The organism is Glaciecola sp. KUL10 (assembly GCF_003203515.1).
Classification (GTDB): domain Bacteria; phylum Pseudomonadota; class Gammaproteobacteria; order Enterobacterales; family Alteromonadaceae; genus Glaciecola.
In genome coordinates, this window is the sequence record NZ_BGNG01000001.1 from 566,211 (window position 1) to 587,800 (window position 21,590).

General features: G+C 41.9%; 13 protein-coding genes. 1 reads left to right on the forward strand and 12 read right to left on the reverse strand.

Annotation, left to right across the window (positions count from 1 at the left end; genetic code table 11):
• Positions 1 to 223: 223 nt before the first annotated feature.
• The 12 genes from KUL10_RS02580 to sdhC all read right to left on the reverse strand — a co-directional run bounded on the left by KUL10_RS02580 (position 224) and on the right by sdhC (position 19,758).
• Positions 224 to 1,705 carry a tryptophan halogenase family protein gene (locus KUL10_RS02580; protein ID WP_110427324.1) on the reverse strand — a complete coding sequence of 494 codons (1,482 nt, stop codon included), beginning with the start codon at positions 1,703 to 1,705 and terminating at the stop codon, positions 224 to 226.
• Complete coding sequence (locus tag KUL10_RS02585; RefSeq protein ID WP_110427325.1) at positions 1,706 to 3,196, reverse strand: tryptophan halogenase family protein; 1,491 nt, start codon at positions 3,194 to 3,196, stop codon at positions 1,706 to 1,708.
• Positions 3,197 to 3,337: 141 nt separating this feature from the next.
• Complete coding sequence (locus KUL10_RS02590) at positions 3,338 to 6,259, reverse strand: TonB-dependent receptor (protein ID WP_110427326.1); 2,922 nt, start codon at positions 6,257 to 6,259, stop codon at positions 3,338 to 3,340.
• Positions 6,260 to 6,533: 274 nt separating this feature from the next.
• Positions 6,534 to 9,575 carry a protein kinase gene (locus tag KUL10_RS02595; RefSeq protein ID WP_110427327.1) on the reverse strand — a complete coding sequence of 1,014 codons (3,042 nt, stop codon included), beginning with the start codon at positions 9,573 to 9,575 and terminating at the stop codon, positions 6,534 to 6,536.
• 243 nt (positions 9,576 to 9,818) lie between these two features.
• Positions 9,819 to 10,691, reverse strand: coding sequence for a succinate--CoA ligase subunit alpha (gene sucD, locus KUL10_RS02600; protein ID WP_110427328.1), 873 nt, complete (start codon positions 10,689 to 10,691; stop codon positions 9,819 to 9,821).
• Positions 10,691 to 11,857: an ADP-forming succinate--CoA ligase subunit beta gene (gene sucC / locus KUL10_RS02605; RefSeq protein ID WP_110427329.1), complete on the reverse strand. Its 1,167-nt coding sequence runs from the start codon at positions 11,855 to 11,857 to the stop codon at positions 10,691 to 10,693. Before sucC ends, sucD begins: the two co-directional genes overlap by 1 nt.
• Positions 11,858 to 12,039: 182 nt before the next feature.
• Positions 12,040 to 13,518, reverse strand: coding sequence for a 2-oxoglutarate dehydrogenase complex dihydrolipoyllysine-residue succinyltransferase (odhB, locus tag KUL10_RS02610; RefSeq protein WP_110427330.1), 1,479 nt, complete (start codon positions 13,516 to 13,518; stop codon positions 12,040 to 12,042).
• Positions 13,519 to 13,527: 9 nt separating this feature from the next.
• Positions 13,528 to 16,356, reverse strand: a complete 2,829-nt coding sequence (locus KUL10_RS02615; protein WP_110427331.1) for a 2-oxoglutarate dehydrogenase E1 component — start codon at positions 16,354 to 16,356, stop codon at positions 13,528 to 13,530.
• A gap of 181 nt (positions 16,357 to 16,537) precedes the next feature.
• On the reverse strand, positions 16,538 to 17,248 hold the full coding sequence (locus tag KUL10_RS02620; protein WP_110427332.1) for a succinate dehydrogenase iron-sulfur subunit: 711 nt from the start codon (positions 17,246 to 17,248) through the stop codon (positions 16,538 to 16,540).
• A 14-nt stretch (positions 17,249 to 17,262) separates the two neighbouring features.
• Positions 17,263 to 19,041, reverse strand: coding sequence for a succinate dehydrogenase flavoprotein subunit (sdhA, locus tag KUL10_RS02625; protein WP_110427333.1), 1,779 nt, complete (start codon positions 19,039 to 19,041; stop codon positions 17,263 to 17,265).
• 1 nt (position 19,042) lies between these two features.
• Positions 19,043 to 19,390 carry a succinate dehydrogenase, hydrophobic membrane anchor protein gene (sdhD, locus tag KUL10_RS02630; protein WP_110427334.1) on the reverse strand — a complete coding sequence of 116 codons (348 nt, stop codon included), beginning with the start codon at positions 19,388 to 19,390 and terminating at the stop codon, positions 19,043 to 19,045.
• The gene (sdhC, locus tag KUL10_RS02635; RefSeq protein ID WP_110427335.1) at positions 19,384 to 19,758 is read right to left on the reverse strand and encodes a succinate dehydrogenase, cytochrome b556 subunit; all 375 of its coding nucleotides are present in this window, start codon (positions 19,756 to 19,758) and stop codon (positions 19,384 to 19,386) included. The genes sdhD and sdhC overlap by 7 nt, the downstream gene beginning before the upstream one ends.
• Positions 19,759 to 20,157: 399 nt before the next feature.
• Here sdhC and KUL10_RS02640 point away from each other — a divergent pair, with 399 nt between their 5' ends.
• A complete protein-coding gene (locus KUL10_RS02640) occupies positions 20,158 to 21,435 on the forward strand; it encodes a citrate synthase (RefSeq protein ID WP_110427336.1) in 1,278 nt (425 codons plus the stop codon).
• Positions 21,436 to 21,590: the final 155 nt, after the last annotated feature.

Genomic DNA, 21,590 nt, shown 5'->3' on the forward strand with positions numbered 1-21,590 from the left:
TGCCTCCAAGGGGTAAAAAGCATAATTCTTGATGATTTGGTGTTGAATTTTTCAAGTCATTTCCTGTTGCTATTGAGTGAGTTTAATCCAGTGTTTAGATTTATGAGTGTTAAGACCTAACATCACATGATCTAGATACGGAGATTATGTGGGAAGTGATTTATTGTTTAATAATATTTGAAAGGCCCCATACGCGCAAACGGGGAAAGACCAGTATCTTAGGCTAAAGTGATTCGAAATTTAAACAGCAGGATTTGAAGAAATTAGCCAGTCCTTCATTTGCGTACATATCTCCTTTACCGGGTTGTTCTCTGGCGAGAGCTGGAAAAGCACCATAACCAGCCAACATGCAATGCCACGAGGTTACACCAAAATGTGATTGTATATTTTGACGCTTTATTTCAGCACCAATATCACCTTTTCGATACCAAACCGTCAATAGACTTAGCAGTGACTCTGATAAATTCATATTTGCTCGATTATCTCGCCAGTACGCAGAGTCATCTCTAGAATTTAATTTGTAATGAGCAACGATGTAATCGCGCACTCTCTCATAACGTTCACTCATCTCGCTATTAAAATCAGTTTGATTATCATTAGTAAAGTTAGCCGATTCGAACTTATCGATAAAGCACTCAATTGCTTCTTGAGTTAAATGTAATGCAGTCGCCTCCAGTGGTTCAATGAAGCCTTGTGATAAGCCGACAGCTAAGCAGTTACGTGCCCAATGTTGTTTAACTTGGCCTACATTCATTCTCAGGTGCTTGGCTTCAGCATCTGATTCTAATAAACCCAAATGACTGCGCAATTCAGTTTCAGCTTGGTCTTTCGAAATATAGTCACTTGCATAAACATAACCATTACCCGTGCGATGTTGCAACGGTATCTGCCATACCCATCCATTGGACAAGGCCGTTGATTTAGTTTGCGGCAATGGTTGCTTGATTACTTTTGAAGGCATCGCCACCGCAGCGTCATTAAACAGGTTACTTTTATACGGAATAAACCCGACATTGAGGGCTTTTTGCATCAGTAAACTGTTGAAGCCAGTGCAATCTACGAAAAAATCGGCTTCTATGGTTTGCCTACTATCTAGTTTTAAATTTTTTATGTGGCCATTTTTAGCCAGTTCAACACTTTCAATATTTGCTTGAATATTCTGCACACCGAGTTTCTTAGCTCTATCACATAGAAACTGCCCCAATAACGCAGAATCAAAATGATAGCCATATTCAACCACAAAAGGAAAATGTACTGGTGTAATGGGACTTTTCTTTAGTTTTGCCAGCCAACCACAAAGCAGGAAGTCATCAGGATAAGTATTCACGTCTAAGCCCAATCGACGCGTATAGCAATTAGTATAAAAATGCTTCTCTGAGAACGTATCAATTTGAGAAATAAATGGATGGCCGTATCTTGAGATACCTGAACGTGGACTCCAACCTTCAAACTGAATATTGACTTTGTAAGTTGCGTGACAAGCAGGCATCCACTCGTTTTCAGCTATACCAAGGTTATAGAAGAACCTTTTTAATGAGGGGGTAGAACCTTCCCCAACACCAATAATTCCGATTTGTGGTGACTCAATGACAGATACTTCAACGCCATACTTTGCCCAATGATGATTAAAAAGGCTTGCAGCCATCCAACCTGCGGTTCCGCCTCCCGCAATCACTATCTTTTTAATTGGCTTTATATTTTCCATCTAGCTACTCAGGTAACGCTTGAGAAACTCATCGTGAGGCAACATTTTTGAAAGCGGTTGCCGTTTCGCTTCAAATACTCTGTTGAGCGTCTCCCTCAATTGCTCTGAAGTGGGAACATTTGCGGCTGGGTGATAGTCTTTCGGTTGTATGCCTTGCCCAAGCATTACCTGTAACCAAGATGCATCCCTAAAAATGTCATGCTGGTCGTTAAACATATTGCCAACTGAACTAAATACTTCTATTTTATTTCGCAACCTATCTGGGATATCCATGTTACGCATGTCTATCCAAAAGTCAGAATCGTTTCTTTGGTTTACGTGGTAATGCAAAACAATAAAATCACGAATAGTTTCGTATTCCACTTCCGATTCCTGATTATATAAATCTATTACTGATTGAGTGATCCCATTTTGAGGAAAAAGCTTCAATAGGCGGACTACAGCGGATTGAATCAAATGAATACTGGTAGACTCCAAGGGCTCTAAAAATCCGCTTGAGAGTCCGACAGCAATCACGTTTTTATCCCATTGTTTGACTGTTCTTCCAGTCTTAAAACTTACTTTCTTGACATCATTAACCGGTTCAGACTCTAGATTAGAAAGCAATATTCGTTCTGCATTTTCATCGTTTGTGTACCTTGACGAATAGACTATTCCGTTCCCGTTTCGGTGTGTCAAAGGAATGCGCCATTGCCAACCGACTTTATGTGCGATGCTTCTTGTATAGGGTAGCGTTTTTTCGAATCGTTCAGTTTGTACAGCAAGTGCACTGTCTGCAGGCAGCCATTTTGACCAATCGACATATTCAATATCCAATGTTTTTTGCAACAGCAAGGCGCGGATGCCTGTACAGTCTACAAACAAGTCACCTTGTACTTGAGCGCCATTTTTTAATTGCAAGCCAGTTATATAGCCGTTTTCTGAGTCTTGTTGGATATGCTCAATAATACCCTCTGTGCGCACAACACCACTTTGCTCTGCTAATTTTCTAAGGTATCTACCATATAAGGCCGAATCAAAATGATAAGCATATGGCATATCAAACATCGGATTTTGAGAGTTTACTTTATTAAATGACTCTTCTAAGCAACATAAATAGTTCAGATCGTAATCCCACAAAGACGCTCGGTGTCCTTCTCTTATTGCCCTTAGCCAATAATGTTGGAAATTACAAAAGCCCATATTTGCACCCGGAGCGCCAAAGGTGTGAAAGTAACTCTCTCCATCTACTCGCCAGTTTTCAAATTTAATAGCAAGTTTTATCGTTCCGTTGGTTTCTCTCAAAAACTCTTTTTCATCGATCCCCAATACTTGGTTAAAAGTTTGAATAGGTGGAATAGTAGCTTCGCCAACACCTACGATACCAATATCTTCGGACTCCACTAATTCAATTTGTACTTGTTGCCCAAGAATCTTTTTCATTAAAGCAGCCGTCATCCAGCCAGCTGTTCCGCCACCTGCTATCACTACTTTATTAATAGCATTCTGCATAGTCCTAAATATTTCCCCGAATTCAAACACCAATTAAATATTAACACAGAGCCTGCTTTGAAATTAACACAAAAGCGCTTTCGTGAAAGTAAAACGGCCTCTACGCAATAGCAATAGAGGCCGTACTTAATCGTTTAGGTCTTAGTAAAAAGAATAATTAAAATTGACCATGTAAGAAGGCCCAAATTCACGACGTTGTGTGACAATGCCGTTGCCATCACGAGAAATTTGATCCGCATCATCAAGAATATTTGTTCCTTGAAGCGACACTCTCAGTCCCTGTAACATTTCGCTTTCAGAATTTTCAAAATCATAGGAAATTTGAGCATCGACAACTTGCGTGCCATCCCGTGTCGCCTCAGCTATTTTGTTCGAGCCACCTCTTTCGTATGTTGAATACTCAGAACGATCGGTAACCGCGAAGCGCACTTCAAAGCCTTCATTTTCATAATAGGCCGTGAACGAAGTGATTTCGTCGGATTGACCAGGAATTGATGAACCATCATCCACTTCAGCATCAATAAAGGTCGCGGATGCCACTATACCAAAACCTTCTAATGTGTCAGTAAACATTCCCAGTGGTAAGTTTGCCGTAATTTCAGCACCAGAGACGCTTCCTTCTAAACCATCCTCAAAGAATGAAAATTGGCCAAGTGAAGGAGGTATAACCTCGGTTCCCGCAGGGTAAGTAATTCCGTTTTGAGAATTAGTGATATCAACATCAATTACCCGACTATGGAAACCAGGCACAAAATAGTTTGCACCATTATTAAATTCATCGTTTGTAAAGTCGATTGTTGGATTAGCAGTACGCGTTAAATTAACCAAGTCTTTGTAGAACAAAGAAAGTGCCACATAACCCTCGTCGTCAAAATAATTTTCGAAAGACAAATCAAAGTTATTGGATTCTAGTGGGCGTAACTGTGCATTCCCCGCTTCTTTCGACCAAGGAGAACCAGCCCCAGCTAGTACGTCTTCATCACGTAATGTAATAAATTGGTCGTTAAGGTCAAACTTAACAAAACCTGAAGCTTTCATCTGGTCCAACCGCGCTCTTGATATTGTCTTTGATGCTGCAAAACGAACAAATTTATTTTCCATGACTTCCGCATTAATATTTAAACTAGGAAGAAAATGCGAATAGCTAGCTCCATCAGTGATTGCACAATCATCATCAACAACAGAGTTACTATCCGCATCACACACACGGAAATTTGAACCGATTACACCTAACACACCATCAGATGTTTGGTCCGTATCCATATATTGAGCACCAACATTACCGAAAACGAGAATATCGCCAACTTCGTACTCAAAATCTGCTTTTACATAAAGGGTAGTGACTTCTTCTTCCACTACATAGGTATCACCAAATCGGTCTGGCTCTAAGAAACCACCATTATTTTGTGTGTAAGTACCGTCGCGGTACGGTTGATTGCCGTCATATGCAACAACAAATCCCAATCCCGCCCATGTTAAATCAGTTAAGCCGACTATTGCACTTGAAGGTAACGCTTCTGAAATTGACAGAGAATTAGGATATGAGGATGCTGTTGCAAAGAAGCCATTGTTTTCTTTATCTTTATAGCGGTCTGAATAATGTATACCCGCATTTAATTTAGTGAAAAAGCCACCGTCTAACATGCCTTCAACTTCTACTTTAAATTGAGTAAGCTCTTCTTTGATGGTAAAGAAGTTATTGAAACCATCTTGTGCGTTTAAATAATTAAAGGGCTCGCCACTTGCTTTCAACGCATCCGTCTCAAATTGAGATGCTAAATTTGCTAAACCACCACCCCAAACCTGAGGGCCAGTGAGTTGCAAGGTATTGGGGTCGGAGAAAGCATCTAAACCTGTGCTGCCGGTGAAAAATACCCCTTCAGAAGACATTTCAAATGTTCTTGTGCCGAAATCAGCATTGGTTAAGGAACCTGAACGTCCAAGTCCAGCATATGATTCTGCTCGCTGTTCAAACTTATTAGCTTCAGAGTGTGCAACGTCAACTTCAACTGACCAGTCATCGTTTAAGTAATATTCAATGTTTAAACCATAAGCCTTTAACTCGCCATCTTTGTTAAGTGGATCGGTTCTTAAAACTGGATTCACTTCAATTTGCGTACCGGTGTTATTTGCACCCGTTCCACTTACATTTGATGTAGCAAACGGTTCGATAAAACCACGCAGAACACCTGAGTCCTCGAAGTCTATTTGAAGCGCATCAACCAAGACATTGAGTTGCTCATTGGGTTGATATTGCAGTACAACTGAAACGGTATCTCTTTGTAACTCGGTTGACTGAGCATTTAAATCCAAACCAGCTGGGGTAATCGTTCCATCGTCATTTGTATTATAACCCCAAACACCATATTTACGCTGGTTATTGGGTGTTGTCGTGTGCGCTAGTGCCACGGCAATTCCGACAGTGTCATCTGCAAACTTCTCAACAAATGACAATGAATAGCGATGACCTTGATCATCAAAATCTGGGTTATCCGCCGGCGCGGAGCTTTGCTCAATAACACCGGTGACGGTCAATGTTTCAGATGCAGCTAAAGGTCTGACGGTTTGCAAGTCCACTGTACCACCTAAGCCTTGCGTGATGAGCGTTGCATCTGCCGTCTTATGGATCGTCGCACCTGTCATAATTTCTGAAGGGTACAAATCATATTCAATACCGCGATTATCGCCGATTCCTATTAGCTCTCTCCCGTTTAATGATGTGCCAACGAAATCTTCTTTAAAGCCTCGAACTGAAATACCGGATGTGCGCCCCCCTACACGCTCGCCTGCTAACCCTGGTAAGCGCGCTAAGGACTCAGCAATCGATGAGTCTGGTAATTTCCCTATATCTTCTGCAGAAATCGCCTCGACAATTGAAGTTGAATCTTGTTTAACTGCTTGAGCACGAATAAGCGAGCCACGAATACCCGTCACCGCGATTACTTCGACGTTATCATCAGGTGTATTTGCTTCGATTTCTTGTGCGACTAAGCCAGATGAGCCAAAAGCAGTTGCGACTGCAAGCGATAGCACTGCGGGTTTAAATATGTTTGTATGTTTCATGTGTGTGCCCTGTTTTTATTATCTTTGCCATTTCGCATAACTTAATCGTTTAAGATGAAGTGTAAATAAAAACGCGAATCAGCGAATTAAAAATAGAAATTTATACAAGTATCAGAATAGCCGTTGCCTTGAATGAGACCTAGACAACCCTTAAGTAAATTGGACATCTATTTATTCTCATTAATAATAGAGCTTACAACTAATACCTGAGGCACCATATTAACATTCCATTCACAAACATCAAGTTTTTTCTTAATCGTTTTAGATACCTGTTTTACTGATAGTACCGCTTATAGTTATTTAATTGAATTTCAGTCATTTGTTGAAGCATTAAACTTTCTGTAACATTAATATCGTCATCCAACTTATCGAATTTTCTAAGTTGACGAACCATATAATGATAGCGCCAATATCTAGGTATTCGGCCAAGCTGACGATTAACTTCACTAAAGTCTGCGGTGTCCTTTGCTCTGGATAAATTATATTCAAGATTAAGCAGAATAAACTCTTGCTTGAGTGAGCGCTCTATTGCCCTCGCATACTCACTGTCAAAACTCAAATCAAACCTTTCTTGAATATCAATAAGATATCCCAGCCGTTCTGAAACTGACATTTGCTGGGCACTTAAAAAGTCAAAGAACAGATCGGGCGACATACCTCTATTTGCACCACTGCTGTGAGCTATTGCCGTGGTTAACCAAATATCTTTGATCTGAAGATCGCTCATATTGGTTTGAAGATATTTATTGGCTTCTACTCTATTTAACTCTGCGCATGCAAAGTCAGCGATTAGCAAACATAATTCAGCTTGCCATAAATAAGCTTCTACTGTGTTCACGTCACCGTTATTTGCTGAAGCCTCTATTAAAGCATCGATTATTCTCTGAGATTCGGCTAGATTGCCGTTTAAAAAGGCTAATCTGCTTTCTTGTAACCTTGCCACGAAGCTTTTTTCGCTCGTGGTTACCTTTGTATTGTAGCGCTGTAAAGCGGCATTAGCAGCGTCTAGATCACCTTGCAGGAGTCGTATCTTACTTTCAACAATGAAGACTTCAGATAGCAAATCAGTTGGCAGTAGTTCAATTTGCTCAACCACGTATTTAATATGACTGTTTGCCTCCGCTAACTGCCCTAACAAATAATGGGTTTTGGCTAAGGCAATTTTTAATCGCAAATAATCATCCCCACTTGCTTCTTTTCTCACCTTCGCATAAATCGCACTCAAAGTGATAAGAGAGTCACTTGCTTTTCCAGCTGTTTGTTGCACATCAGCTACCTTCAGCCAAGTCTCCACTTCCTTTGTCACATCGTTTGAACGCTTATAGATTTCTATTGCTGAAAGGAGCTCTTTTTCAGCTTTTTCATAATCAAGGTTTTCAATTGATATATCCGCAATCTGTTTAAAAATATCAGCTCTCTTAAGGGGGAACTCTGTAATTTCCAGCAAATCTAGTGCTTCCTTAAAAAAGCGAAGTGCTGTCTTTGGTTGACCCAATTTTATATAAGCCTCTCCAAACTTTATTTTCACTCGACTTTCTTCGTACACATTATTTTGCTGTCTGTAAGCAAGTTGAGCCATAGACAGTTCGTTATCTATGGCTTCTTGGTAAAGCCCTCTATCAAGTTTCAGCTTTGCAATTGAAAACAATATATCTGGGTGTTGCTTATTAAGAGTAAGGGCTTTTCTTAACACTAAATCCGCTTTATTTTTCTCGCCAAGCTCATCTAGTAAAGCCGCCTTGCGCTTAAGAACTTCAATACGATCAGGGAACAATTGCTCGATCTCTTCAATTATTGCTAACTCCTTGGTTGGATACCCTGATATCTGTGCTGCAATACGATTTAGCATTAACGACCAATAAGACTTATCGTTGCTAATAACAACCGGCGCTAACATTGCTTGCGCCGCACTTTGAGAATCACTTTCTAAGGTTTGAAGGATCGCTTTGTATTGTATTTCAGGGAACTTATCCAATTTTTCAGTCAGTAGCTTAAACTTTGAGCCTGTTTGATCAGTAACCCGAAGTGCTAAGTCAAAAAAAGTGCTGTAGTCTTTCTCAACCTCATTAGACGACCAGTTTGCGATCGCTTCTAAAATCAGTATTGATAATTCACTCAGATCTCTATCAAGCGTTTGTGCCGTAGCTCTTTTATTCACTTCAAAGATACTGCCTTCTTGCTTATTTGATTTTAATTGAGCGCTAAATAAGTAAGAAGTTTGCGATGTTTGTCTGCTGCTAATAGTGATCACATAATTCAGCGCAAATGCCTCTGTCACCTTTGCAAAATCTTTTGAGCTATCCAGAGGCTTTAAAGCTAGGTTATTAACGAAGTTTGAAACACGCTTGGGCGGAACAACTGAAAACTGGGACCAATTATTAATTGGGTAATACAACAGTGATGCCACAGCAGTAATTTGTTGAAGGCTATCGTCCGTTAATACACTAATATTCTGTGTTCGAGATCCGTCTAAAGAATCATAATCATGTACAGAGAGAACAAAATAGTTAATGACCCATGCAAGTACAATAGCCCCGCTAAAAGACAACATGATATTTTTAGGGCTCAAAAACCCTTCTTTCTGACGTGACAATAAGCTACCTACTTGAATAATGTCTGGACGCTTATCAGGGGATTCAACCGAGATTTTTTTAGCAGCTTGCTTGATAAGTTTAACTCTTGCTTTGTTTTCTTTGTTGAGCTCATCGGGGTTTACACAGCTTGATAGCAAATGAGCTAACATACCGAGTGAATAGACATCTGATTTTGCAGTGGGCGTCTCTCCCATTTTGACTTCGGGTGCTCGCAAATCTGCGATAGTCCCCGGCTCATAGCATGCATTTTCTGGCGTTTGAGTCGCAAAGTCCATCACATGAATATTATTATTAATGTCAATGAGGATTTTATCTATCCGAACTTCCCCTATTTGACAACCGATCTGATGGAACGCTTGCATGGCACTTTGGATTTGCTTAAGCCATAGGTCACAATCTTGGCGAGATATTTCATTGCGCAAACGAGAGTACATGGATTCACCATCACATAACTCTAGAGTGTAAAAAAGTAATTCGCTTTCTTCATAAACCTTTTCAATGTGAGCTATGTTTGGATGAGAGAGTGCTGATATTTGACGTATTTTATGCTGAAGCTCATCTTTTCGTTCAGCACTGCATTGCGCACCTGCAATCACTTTTATGGCACTATTGCACTGTGCTTGTTTATCAAACACTTTGTAGATAGTTGGGGTAGATTCAGACCCAAGGGGGCTTATTATTGTAAATCTATCAGCTAAAATAGTACCAGCTTTTAATATCATTTAATTTCCATGTGAATCATGCACCCTTAAGAAGAATGAAGATCATTGTGCTACAACTAAAATGCTATCGCATTATATCTGATCTAAAGAAAAGTGTAATATATGTATATTTCGGCAGTAAAGCGATTAAGCTTAAAGAACTCAGTTATAACGTATATACGATATAAATGTATTGAAATGGATGTCGAAGCATAAAAAAACCCAATCTTTAGATTGGGTTTTTATAAAGGGGTATTTGAGAAACTACCAACCTGTAATTTCGCGTAAACCTGCGCCAATATCAGCAAGTGAACGAACAGTTTTAACACCAGCAGCTTCTAAAGCTTTGAACTTCTCATCAGCAGTACCTTTACCGCCTGCGATGATTGCGCCTGCATGGCCCATTCTTTTACCAGCAGGAGCAGTCACGCCCGCGATGTAAGAAACAACTGGCTTAGTTACGTTTTCTTTAATAAACGCAGCCGCTTCTTCTTCCGCTGTTCCACCGATTTCACCAATCATCACGATTGCTTCTGTCGACGGATCCTCTTGGAAAAGCTTAAGAATATCAATGAAGTTCGAACCTGGAATTGGGTCACCACCGATGCCAACACAAGTAGATTGACCAAAACCTTCATCAGTAGTTTGCTTAACGGCTTCATAAGTCAATGTACCAGAGCGTGAAACGATGCCCACTTTACCTGGTTTGTGGATATGTCCTGGCATGATACCAATCTTACACTCTCCAGGAGTAATCACACCTGGGCAGTTAGGACCGATCATACGTGCACCTTTTTGATTCACATACTCTTTTACGTAAAGCATATCGATTGTTGGGATACCTTCGGTGATACAAACCACCAACTCGATACCTGCATCAACGGCTTCAACAATAGAATCTTTACAGAATGCAGCTGGAACATAGATTACAGATGCAGTTGCACCTGTTGCCGCAACGGCGTCTTTAACAGTATTGAATACTGGTAGACCTAAGTGCTCTGTCCCACCTTTACCAGGTGTTACGCCGCCAACCATTTGGGTACCGTAAGCAATTGCTTGCTCAGAGTGGAAAGTCCCTTGACCGCCGGTAAAACCTTGGCAGATAACTTTAGTGTCTTTATTAATTAATACTGACATTATTTGCCCTCCGCAGCAGCAACAACTTTTTGCGCAGCGTCAGTCAAAGACTCTGCAGCGATGATATCTAAATCAGAACCGGCTAGTACTTCACGGCCTAATTCAGCATTTGTACCTTCTAAACGCACAACAACTGGCACGTTTACACCGACTTCTTTAACAGCGCCAATGATACCTTCTGCAATCATGTCACAACGTACAATCCCACCGAAAATATTAACAAGTACAGCTTTAACGTTTGCATCAGACAAAATGATTTTGAATGCTTCTGCAACGCGCTCTTTTGTCGCACCACCACCTACGTCTAGGAAGTTTGCTGGGCTACCGCCGTGCAAGTTTACGATGTCCATCGTACCCATTGCCAAGCCTGCACCGTTGACCATACAACCAACGTTTCCGTCTAGGGCTACGTAGTTAAGTTCAAATTCTGCAGCGTGCGCTTCACGAGCATCTTCTTGTGAAGGATCGTTCATTGCAGCCACTTTCTTTTGGCGATATAAAGCGTTGCTATCAACACCTAGTTTTGCATCAAGGCAATGAAGATCACCGTCTTCTTTAATGACAAGCGGGTTGATTTCGATAAGCGCAAGATCTAAGTCTTCAAACATCTTGGCCAAGCCCATGAAGATGTTAGTAAATTGACGTACTTGAACGCCACTAAGACCTAATTTGAAAGCAATTTCGCGAGCTTGGAAAGGTTGAGCACCTACAAGCGGGTCGATTTCAGCTTTCAATATTTTTTCTGGTGTTTCTTCTGCAACTGTTTCAATTTCGACACCACCTTCAGTAGATGCCATAAAAACGATGCGACGAGACGTACGGTCAACAACTGCGCCAAGATATAACTCTTGTGCGATATCAGTACAAGACTCAACCAAAATGCGACTTACCGGTTGTCCGTTTTCGTCTGTTTGATAGGTCACCAAGTTTTTGCCAAGCCATTTTTCAGCAAACGCTTTAATGTCTGCTTTATCTTTAACTAGTTTCACGCCGCCCGCTTTTCCGCGTCCGCCAGCGTGTACTTGACATTTAACTACCCACTCGCTTCCGCCGATTTTATCGGCAGCTTCAGCTGCTGCTTCTGGGGTATCAGCTGCGTATCCGTCAGATACTGGTAAACCATATTCTTTGAATAATTGTTTACCCTGATATTCATGCAAATTCATGGTGATTTATCCGATTGTGTTTTGAAGGAAGGTCACTATTGTGTGTTGTGACCCTGAATTACCGCGCGGGATAGTAACATAAAATTGAACTACTTTTCCCACATAAAAAAGATGATACTCTCAGAAATGCTTGAGTATCATCTAAATTGAGTACGTTTAGACCAATGTCTAGTGTGTTTTGGTTAAACGTCTAATAATAAGCGAGTTGGGTCTTCTAGCATTTCTTTTACAGTAACTAAGAAGCCAACCGATTCTTTACCATCAATGATTCGATGGTCATAAGAAAGCGCTAAATACATCATTGGCAAGATTTCAACTTTGCCATTTACCGCCATGGGTCTATCCTGGATTTTATGCATCCCCAAAATAGCGCTTTGTGGTGGATTGATGATTGGTGTCGACATTAGTGAGCCAAATACACCGCCGTTGGTAATAGTAAAGTTACCACCAGTCAAATCATCCATTGATAACTTGCCGTCACGGCCTTTAAGCGCAAGTCCCTTAATGCCTTTCTCTACGCCAGCCATACCTAGCATATCAGTGTCTTTTAACACTGGTGTTACTAGGCCACGAGGCGTCGAAACAGCAATAGAGATGTCAAAGTAGTTGTGATAAACGATATCATCTCCATCTAATGAAGCGTTGACTTCAGGGAAACGTTTCAGTGCTTCAGTCACAGCTTTCACATAAAACGACATGAAACCTAAACGAATACCGTGGCGCTTTTCAAAACTCTCTTGGTATTGCTTGCGAAGGTCCATAATTGGCTTCATGTTAACTTCATTAAACGTAGTTAACATAGCAGTAGAGTTTTTAGCTTCAAGCAAACGGTTTGCAATGGTTTTGCGAAGACGCGTCATTGGTACACGTTTTTCTGAACGTTCACCCATTGGCATGCTTGGTGCTGGCGCTTCGGTCTTAGCAGCGGCTGCTGGAGCAGGCGCTTTAAGGTGTTTTTCAACATCTTCTTTGGTCACTCGACCGCCTTTACCCGTGCCTTTAACTTGGCTTGCATCAATGCCTTTTTCAGCTAGAAGTCTTCTTACTGATGGGCTAAGCGCGTCAGTATCAGATTCTGAACTACTAGCTTCAGCTACTGCAGGCGCTGGACTTGACGCAGCTGCGCCTTCAGCAAACTGAGCAATAACAGCTTCAGCTAAAACAGTTTCGCCCTCTTGAGCAAGAATTTCTGTCAAGCTTCCGTCAGCGGGAGCAACAACTTCTAGTACCACTTTATCAGTTTCAATATCAACTAGGTTTTGGTCTCTAGTTACAGCTTCACCAGGTTGGACGTGCCAAGCTGCGATAGTTGCATCTGCAACCGATTCTGGTAACACTGGCACTTTAATCGCGGTTGTTTCACCAGATGCGGCTGGCGCTGCCGCAGGTGCTTCAGGCGCTTTGGTCGCAGGTGCAGCTGAAGCACCTTCTTCAACCTTACCTATTACCTGTTCACCTAATACTGTCGCACCTTCATCTTCTAAGATTTCAGCCAACACACCGTCAGCAGGTGCAACTACTTCTAAAACCACTTTATCAGTTTCAATATCAACGAGATTTTGGTCGCGAGTAACCGTCTCACCAGCTTTTACATGCCAAGTTGCCACAGTCGCGTCTGCAACTGATTCGGGTAATACTGGCACTTTGATTTCTAATGTCATTTTGTTTCCTTATTTCAAAGTGAGTGCGTTTTCAACCAGTGCTTTTTGTTGCTGGTTGTGAACTGATAAATAGCCAACTGCAGGAGAAGCTGACGCCTCGCGCCCTGCATAAGTAAGTTTAGCGCCTTGTGGAATAGACTGCCAAAAATGATGTTGTGAACAATACCAAGCGCCTTGATTTTGAGGCTCTTCTTGGCACCATACCCAATCTGTCACGTGAGCATATTTTTCCATCTCTGCCTGGAATTCAGCTTGAGGGAAAGGATACAATTGCTCAATACGCACGATAGCAACATCGTTTTGTTCATTTTTACGACGCTGTTCAAGCAAGTCGTAATAAACCTTGCCTGAGCACATCACCACGCGCTTAACCTGTTTCGGATCTAGGTCGTCTATTTCGTCTATCACGTTATGGAATACACCAGATGATAGATCTTCAAGAGAACTTACTGCTAGCGGATGACGTAATAGCGATTTGGGAGACATGACTATCAACGGACGTCGCATAGGACGAACGGATTGACGTCTCAACATGGCGTAGACTTGAGCAGGCGTACTTGGCACACATACCTGCCAGTTGTGGTCTGCACACATCTGCAAGAATCGCTCTAATCTAGCCGAGCTATGCTCTGGGCCTTGCCCTTCGTAACCATGAGGAAGTAACACGGTTAAGCCGCACAAACGTCCCCACTTGGCTTCGCCTGACGATAAAAATTGGTCGAATACTACTTGAGCACCATTTGCGAAGTCACCAAATTGAGCTTCCCAAATTGTTAGACAAGAAGGTTCTGCTGTTGCAAAGCCATATTCAAACGCCATCACGGCTTCTTCAGACAATACAGAATCGTAAATTTCAAGATTACCTTGCTCAGAACTGATGTGCTGCAAAGGAATGTAGTCAGTACCATCTACCTGATTATGCAACACTGCATGACGATGGAAGAAGGTTCCTCGCCCTGAATCTTGCCCAGTAATTCTGATATTGGTTTTTTCAGATAATATTGAAGCATATGCTAAGTTTTCAGCCATACCCCAATCAATAAGCTTTTCGCCATTTACCATCGCTAGGCGATCTAGATATAGCTTATTAACGCGCGACTGAAGTTTGTGTGATTCAGGATATTGAATAATCGCGTTGCCGAGCTTTTTGATCTCATCAACAGAAAGTGACGCGTCATATTCAACATCCCAATCGTGACCAATATAAGGGCTCCAATCCACTGAGTGCTCAGTCATCGGACGCCATTCTTCAACTACGCATGCACCATGATCTAACGCTGCACGATAGTCAGATACTAACTTATCCACTTCTTGTTTTTGCAATACACCTTCTGCAATTAATTGATCAGCATAAATTTGACGCGGAACAGGATGCTTTTTAATTTTTTGGTACATGAGCGGCTGTGTCGCGTTCGGCTCATCAGCTTCGTTGTGACCATGACGTCGGTAACAAACAAGGTCAATAACAACGTCACGTTTAAATTGATTTCTATAGTCCAAAGCAAGCTTGGTCACAAACATGACAGCTTCGGGATCATCGGCATTCACATGGAAGATAGGTGCCTGTACCATTTTTGCGATATCGGTACAGTATTGTGTTGAACGCGTATCTTCTGTTTTAGATGTGGTGAAGCCAACTTGGTTGTTAACAACAATCCTTACCGTGCCACCCACTGCGAATCCGCGAGTTTGTGACATGTTAAAGGTTTCTTGAACAACACCTTGTCCAGCGATTGCTGAATCACCGTGAATAGTGATGGGGAGAACAGCCGAACCATCCTCACAATTGCGACGAGCAAGCCTTGCTCGTACCGACCCCATAACAACAGGGTTAACGATTTCAAGGTGAGAGGGGTTGAATGCTAAGGCTAAATGTACATTTCCGCCAGGCGTTGCAAAGTCTGAGGAAAAGCCAGCGTGATACTTAACATCACCTGCGCCCAAACTTTTGTCGTGCTTGCCAGCAAACTCATCAAATAGCACAGATGGGTTTTTACCGAGCACGTTAACCAATACGTTCAAGCGACCACGGTGGGCCATACCAACCACAACTTCCTTCACGCCAACAGAACCAGCTTCAGAAATTAATCCTTTTAGCATAGGAATAAGTGCGTCACCACCTTCAAGCGAGAAGCGTTTGGCGCCAGTGAATTTAGCACCTAAGTACTTTTCCATTCCGTCTGCAGCGACTAAACCTTTAAGAATTTTAATCTTTTGCTCTTTATCAATGACAGGCTTTGCTTCTACAGATTCAATACGTTGTTGTAACCAACGCTTTTGCTCAGTATCTGTGATATGCATGTATTCAGCACCAATTGAACCACAATATGTTCGGTTCAATGATTTGAATAATTCACCCAATGCCATTTTATCTTCTTTGATGGCGTACGAGCCAACATTGAAAATTGTATCAAAATCGGTCTGTGATAGGTTGTGATGAGAAAGCTCTAAATCGCGGACACGCGGTTGCTGCCATAACCCAAGCGGGTCTAAATTAGCATGTTGATGTCCACGGAAGCGATACGCATTGATAATTTGAAGGACTTTAACTTGACGATCATCTGATGGTGCATCACTGCTCGATGTTGATGCACCAGAGGCAAAGCGAGCAACAGGGCCTAAAGAAGCAAAATGCTTAAACTCAGCTTTAATGTGCGTGTGATTGGTTTCGACCTCTACTCCATCTACTTTTGGTAATTTATCAAAAGTAGATTTCCATTCTTGTGAAACACTATTCGGGTCTTCTAAATAGGCCTCATACATCTCTTCGACATAGGCAGCGTTGCCACCTGCCATTGGGGATGATTCCCACCATGCTTTCATCACGCTTTCTTGCATTCTTTAGCCTTGATCGTTAAATTTTTAACATTCTATTCGATGTTGTAACAATTTTGTATCGTTATACCACTATAGTGGTATAACAAGCCTTTAATTATAAAGGATTTTATAAAAAAATAGCCACCCCAATTAGAGCAGCTATTTAGTATATTAAGTAACAACTATATATGAATAGTTATAACTAAACAGCCCGTTGTAATAACATCGATTTTATTTGACCGATTGCCTTGGTCGGGTTAAGTCCTTTGGGACAAACGCTAACGCAGTTCATGATTCCGTGACAACGGAATACGCTAAATGCATCGTCTAATTCATTTAAACGTTCGTCAGTAGCGGTATCTCTTGAATCAATCAAGAAACGGTATGCATGAAGCAAGCCAGCTGGGCCGATAAACTTATCAGGATTCCACCAGAATGACGGGCACGATGTCGAACAACACGCACACAGTATACACTCATACAAGCCGTCAAGCTTCGCTCTCTCCTCAGGCGACTGCAAATGCTCACGCGCAGGAGGCTGCTTGTCATCGTTAATTAAGAATGGCTTAATCTTTTCATACTGAGTATAGAATTGAGTCATATCAACAACAAGGTCTCTGACAACTGGTAAGCCTGGCAATGGGCGAACAACAATCGTTCCCTTTCCAAGTGCAGATAACGGTGTAATGCATGCTAGGCCATTTTTGCCGTTCATGTTCATACCGTCAGAGCCACAAACACCCTCGCGGCAAGAACGACGGAAAGATAAAGAAGGGTCTTTTTCTTTAAGCGCAATAAGTGCATCAAGCACCATCATGTCTTGGCCTTCTTCTACTTCTAACTGATAGTCTTGCATGCGAGGTGCATCATCAACATCAGGGTTATAACGGTAGATTGAGAAAGTTAATTGCATTTTCGATACTCCTCTTAGTATGTACGCGCTTTAGGAGGGAATGCCTCTCTAATTTTCGGCGACATATTTACATCACGCTTAATCATTGATTCGTCTTCAGGCACATAGACTGAATGACACAACCAATTATCGTCATCACGCTCCGGGAAGTCGAAACGACTATGAGCACCACGGCTTTCAGTTCTGAAGTTTGCTGCTACAGCCGTGCTGTAAGCAGTTTCCATCAGGTTATCAAGCTCTAAACATTCGATTCTTTGTGTGTTGAAATCACTACTCTTATCATCAAGACGTGCGTTTTGTAGGCGTTCACGGATTTCGGACAATTCTTTAAGTCCTTCAGCCATCGCCTCACCTTCTCTAAATACAGAGAAGTTAAGTTGCATACACTGCTGCATATCTTTTTTGATTTGTACTGGGTCTTCGCCCTTACCTACTTCTGAAGATTCCCAACGATTAAATCGAGACATTGCTAAATCAAGATCAGTTTGCGATGCGTCTGATTTAATATCGATCTCGTCAATGCTCTTACCGAGGTGAAGACCTGTCGCACGACCAAATACCACTAAATCAAGCAATGAGTTACCACCAAGGCGGTTAGCACCATGCACTGATACGCAAGCGATTTCACCACACGCAAATAGTCCGTCTAGCGGCTTCTCGTTGCCGTCTTTATCGATTTGAATAACTTGGCCATCAACATTAGTGGGGATTCCGCCCATCATGTAATGGCATGTTGGAATAACTGGAATTGGTTCTTTCACTGGATCAACGTGAGCAAACGTCCGAGATAGCTCTAGTATCCCAGGTAAACGTGATTCAAGAACATCCTTACCTAAGTGATCTAACTTAAGTTTGATATGCGTTCCCCAAGGGCCTTCACAACCACGACCTTCACGAATCTCGGTCATCATTGAACGTGCAACAACATCACGGCCCGCAAGGTCTTTCGCATTCGGAGCATAACGCTCCATAAAGCGCTCGCCGTCTTTATTGAGAAGATAGCCACCTTCACCGCGACAACCTTCCGTTACAAGTGTGCCCGCGCCAGCAATACCTGTTGGGTGGAACTGCCACATTTCCATATCTTGAACAGGCGCGCCCGCTCTAAGTGCCATACCAACACCGTCACCCGTGTTGATGTGAGCGTTCGTTGTAGAGGCATAAATTCTGCCCGCTCCACCAGTAGCAAGTACAACGGCTTTTGATTTGAAGTAAACCACTTCACCAGACTCGATATCGATAGCAGTACAACCCACCACCTGACCTTGTTGGTTTTTAACTAAATCAAGCGCGTACCATTCGCTGTACACTTTCGTTTTGTTTTTTACATTTTGTTGGTAAAGCAAATGTAATAAAGCGTGACCTGTTCTGTCAGCTGCAGCTGCCGTACGAGCAGCTTGCTCACCACCAAAGTTTTTCGACTGCCCGCCGAATGGACGCTGATAAACCTTTCCATTCTCAAAGCGTGAGAAAGGAAGTCCCATATTTTCCATTTCGATAATGGCTTCAGGTCCGGTTTTACACATATATTCGATAGCTTCCTGGTCGCCGATGTAGTCAGACCCTTTGACTGTATCGTACATGTGCCATTCCCAGTTATCTTCGTGGGAATTACCAAGCGCAACTGTAATACCCCCTTGAGCAGATACAGTGTGTGACCTCGTTGGGAATACTTTAGATAGTAATGCACATGATTTTCCAGATTGTGAAATCTGAAGTGCCGCTCGCATACCAGCGCCGCCAGCGCCAATAACTACCGCATCAAACTCTTGAACGGGTAATGATGAACTCATCTTAAACTCCCCATAGTACAAATAAACCGACTGCCACGTACGCGAATGCAATCAGGTTAAGAACGTATTGAAGACCAGCGCGTAATCCAGTTGCTTTTACATAGTCAGTTAAGACTTGCCACAGACCTATACGGACGTGGATCATGATTGCGATCAGTGTCGCGAGCGTAAAAGCCTTCATAAGTACGCCAGAAAAAAGACCCTGCCATACTTCAAACGTAATGTTTGGTGTAGACACAAAAAAATATGTCATGAAAATTGTGAAAGCCAAGATAATGGCAGCTGTTGCGCGGATGGATACGTAATCTTGAATGCCATCGCGTTTGATTGATGCTTGATTAGTTACCACAATATTACTCCTAACGCGATTGATATAACGATCCAAGAACCAATTGCAATATTTGCAGATAACGTTCCTGACTCTAATTCTTCCCAATACCCCATATCCATAATCACATGACGAATACCACCAATTATGTGATATAGCAGCGCCGACACTGTGCCGATTAAGATAATTTTACCGTACCAAGCATCCATTGCTTGAATAACGCTATTGAACCCTTCTTCAGAAGAGATTGAGATTGCCCATGCGTAGATGACGAAAAGCAATGCGAAAAACATCGCAACACCAGTCACTCTGTGCAAAATGGAAGCGCGTCCAGCGGGCGGTAATTTGATTGTGGTTAAATCTAAATTAACGGGTCTTTGTTTCTTCACAATAATTTGCCTGTTGTCATTCTTGATTGTTCGAAACGCTCAGTTAAAACTTCGCTCAATCATAGTTGTGTGTGTTAACTGTTCACGCTATTTATGTTAATTTTTTGTGAACATATTTCTGCTAAATTGATGAACCAAATGGTTTACCAATCAACGCCCAAGGAATATATCAATCAGCCATGCCAATTACAATTTTTTGTTGTGCATTAAGCCTTTAGTCGTAAACAAATCTTGATAGACATACAAATATCGTCAAATGTTGAATATTTATTAATCGTATGTGCATTTGAATTGACTTATCACTACAATAACAGTACAACTACGGCCACTTTTCTTGACGTTATGAACATTTTCCACACTTGTAACGTTAAAACAGAAAACTTATGAGGAGAGCAATTCATGGCAGACAACAAAGCCATCTTGAAAGCAGGTGATATAGAAGTCGAATTACCAATTTTGGAAGGAACGGCTGGACATCCGGTTATCGATATCAGAAGTTTAGGCGCAAACGGTTACTTCACGTTCGACCCAGGTTTTATGGCAACGGGCTCCTGCGAATCGTCAATAACATTCATCGATGGAGCCGAAGGTGTGTTGCTACATAGAGGCTTTCCAATAGACGAACTTGCTCGTGACTCAGACTACCTAGAAGTATGCTACATGCTGCTTCACGGCGATGCTCCTAGCAAAGAACAATACGATGAATTCAAAGCCACGATCACCCGCCACACAATGGTTCACGAACAAATAAACATGTTCTTCCATGGTTTCAGAAATGATTCGCACCCTATGGCAATGCTATGCGGAACAGTAGGTGCAATGTCTTCGTTTTACCATAGTGATTTAGATGTTAGTCAAGAAGATCAACGTGTACGCAGCGCACACAGGCTAATCGCTAAAATGCCAACGCTTGTTGCCATGTGTTACAAATACAGCATCGGTCAACCTTTTGTTTATCCTCGCAATGACCTTAGTTATGCCGGTAACTTCCTAAACATGATGTTCTCTGTTCCTGCTGAAGAATACGTCATCAGCCCTGCTGTTGAGCGTGCAATGGATAGAATCTTTATTCTTCATGCTGACCATGAGCAAAACGCCTCTACATCAACCGTTAGACTTGCTGGTTCATCAGGTGCTAATCCTTATGCATGTATCGCTGCTGGCGTGGCGTCTTTGTGGGGTCCTGCTCATGGTGGCGCTAACGAAGCGTGTCTAAATATGCTCGAAGAAATCGGTACAGTAGACAGAATCCCAGAGTTTATTGCACGTGCTAAAGATAAAAACGACCCGTTCAGGTTAATGGGCTTTGGGCATCGCGTTTACAAAAATCATGATCCAAGAGCGACTGTGATGCGTGAAAGCTGCCATGAAGTACTTTCTGAGCTGAACCTTAATGACCCATTGCTAGACGTAGCCATGGAGCTTGAAAGAATTGCGCTTAGCGACCCGTATTTTGCTGAGAAGAAACTTTTCCCGAATGTCGATTTTTACTCTGGAATAGTACTTAAAGCGATTGGTATTCCAACCAATATGTTTACCTGTATCTTTGCACTTTCTCGCACCGTTGGTTGGATTTCTCACTGGCACGAAATGCTTAGCCAACCTGGTCAGAAAATTGGTCGACCGCGTCAGCTCTATACAGGCAGCGAGCAAAGAAAATACCAGCCTTTAAAGTAGCTTAAGTATTTAAAGTTTGAACAAAGAGCGCTTAGTGCGCTCTTTTTTTATTTTTATAAAGTAACAAATGCGCTCAAATTTTAATCAGCTCACAATTTCAAAGTTGTTTAAATACACGCTTTTTTAGATCTTATTGAAATAAATAACTCAAATAA

Coding starts and splice junctions, on each gene's coding strand:
- KUL10_RS02580 (WP_110427324.1), bottom strand. CDS start 1,705: ATGGAAAATATAAAGCCAATTAAAAAGATAGTGATTGCGGGAGGCGGA.
- KUL10_RS02585 (WP_110427325.1), bottom strand. CDS start 3,196: ATGCAGAATGCTATTAATAAAGTAGTGATAGCAGGTGGCGGAACAGCT.
- KUL10_RS02590 (WP_110427326.1), bottom strand. CDS start 6,259: ATGAAACATACAAACATATTTAAACCCGCAGTGCTATCGCTTGCAGTC.
- KUL10_RS02595 (WP_110427327.1), bottom strand. CDS start 9,575: ATGATATTAAAAGCTGGTACTATTTTAGCTGATAGATTTACAATAATA.
- sucD (WP_110427328.1), bottom strand. CDS start 10,691: ATGTCAGTATTAATTAATAAAGACACTAAAGTTATCTGCCAAGGTTTT.
- sucC (WP_110427329.1), bottom strand. CDS start 11,857: ATGAATTTGCATGAATATCAGGGTAAACAATTATTCAAAGAATATGGT.
- odhB (WP_110427330.1), bottom strand. CDS start 13,518: ATGACATTAGAAATCAAAGTGCCAGTATTACCCGAATCAGTTGCAGAC.
- KUL10_RS02615 (WP_110427331.1), bottom strand. CDS start 16,356: ATGCAAGAAAGCGTGATGAAAGCATGGTGGGAATCATCCCCAATGGCA.
- KUL10_RS02620 (WP_110427332.1), bottom strand. CDS start 17,248: ATGCAATTAACTTTCTCAATCTACCGTTATAACCCTGATGTTGATGAT.
- sdhA (WP_110427333.1), bottom strand. CDS start 19,041: ATGAGTTCATCATTACCCGTTCAAGAGTTTGATGCGGTAGTTATTGGC.
- KUL10_RS02640 (WP_110427336.1), top strand. CDS start 20,158: ATGGCAGACAACAAAGCCATCTTGAAAGCAGGTGATATAGAAGTCGAA.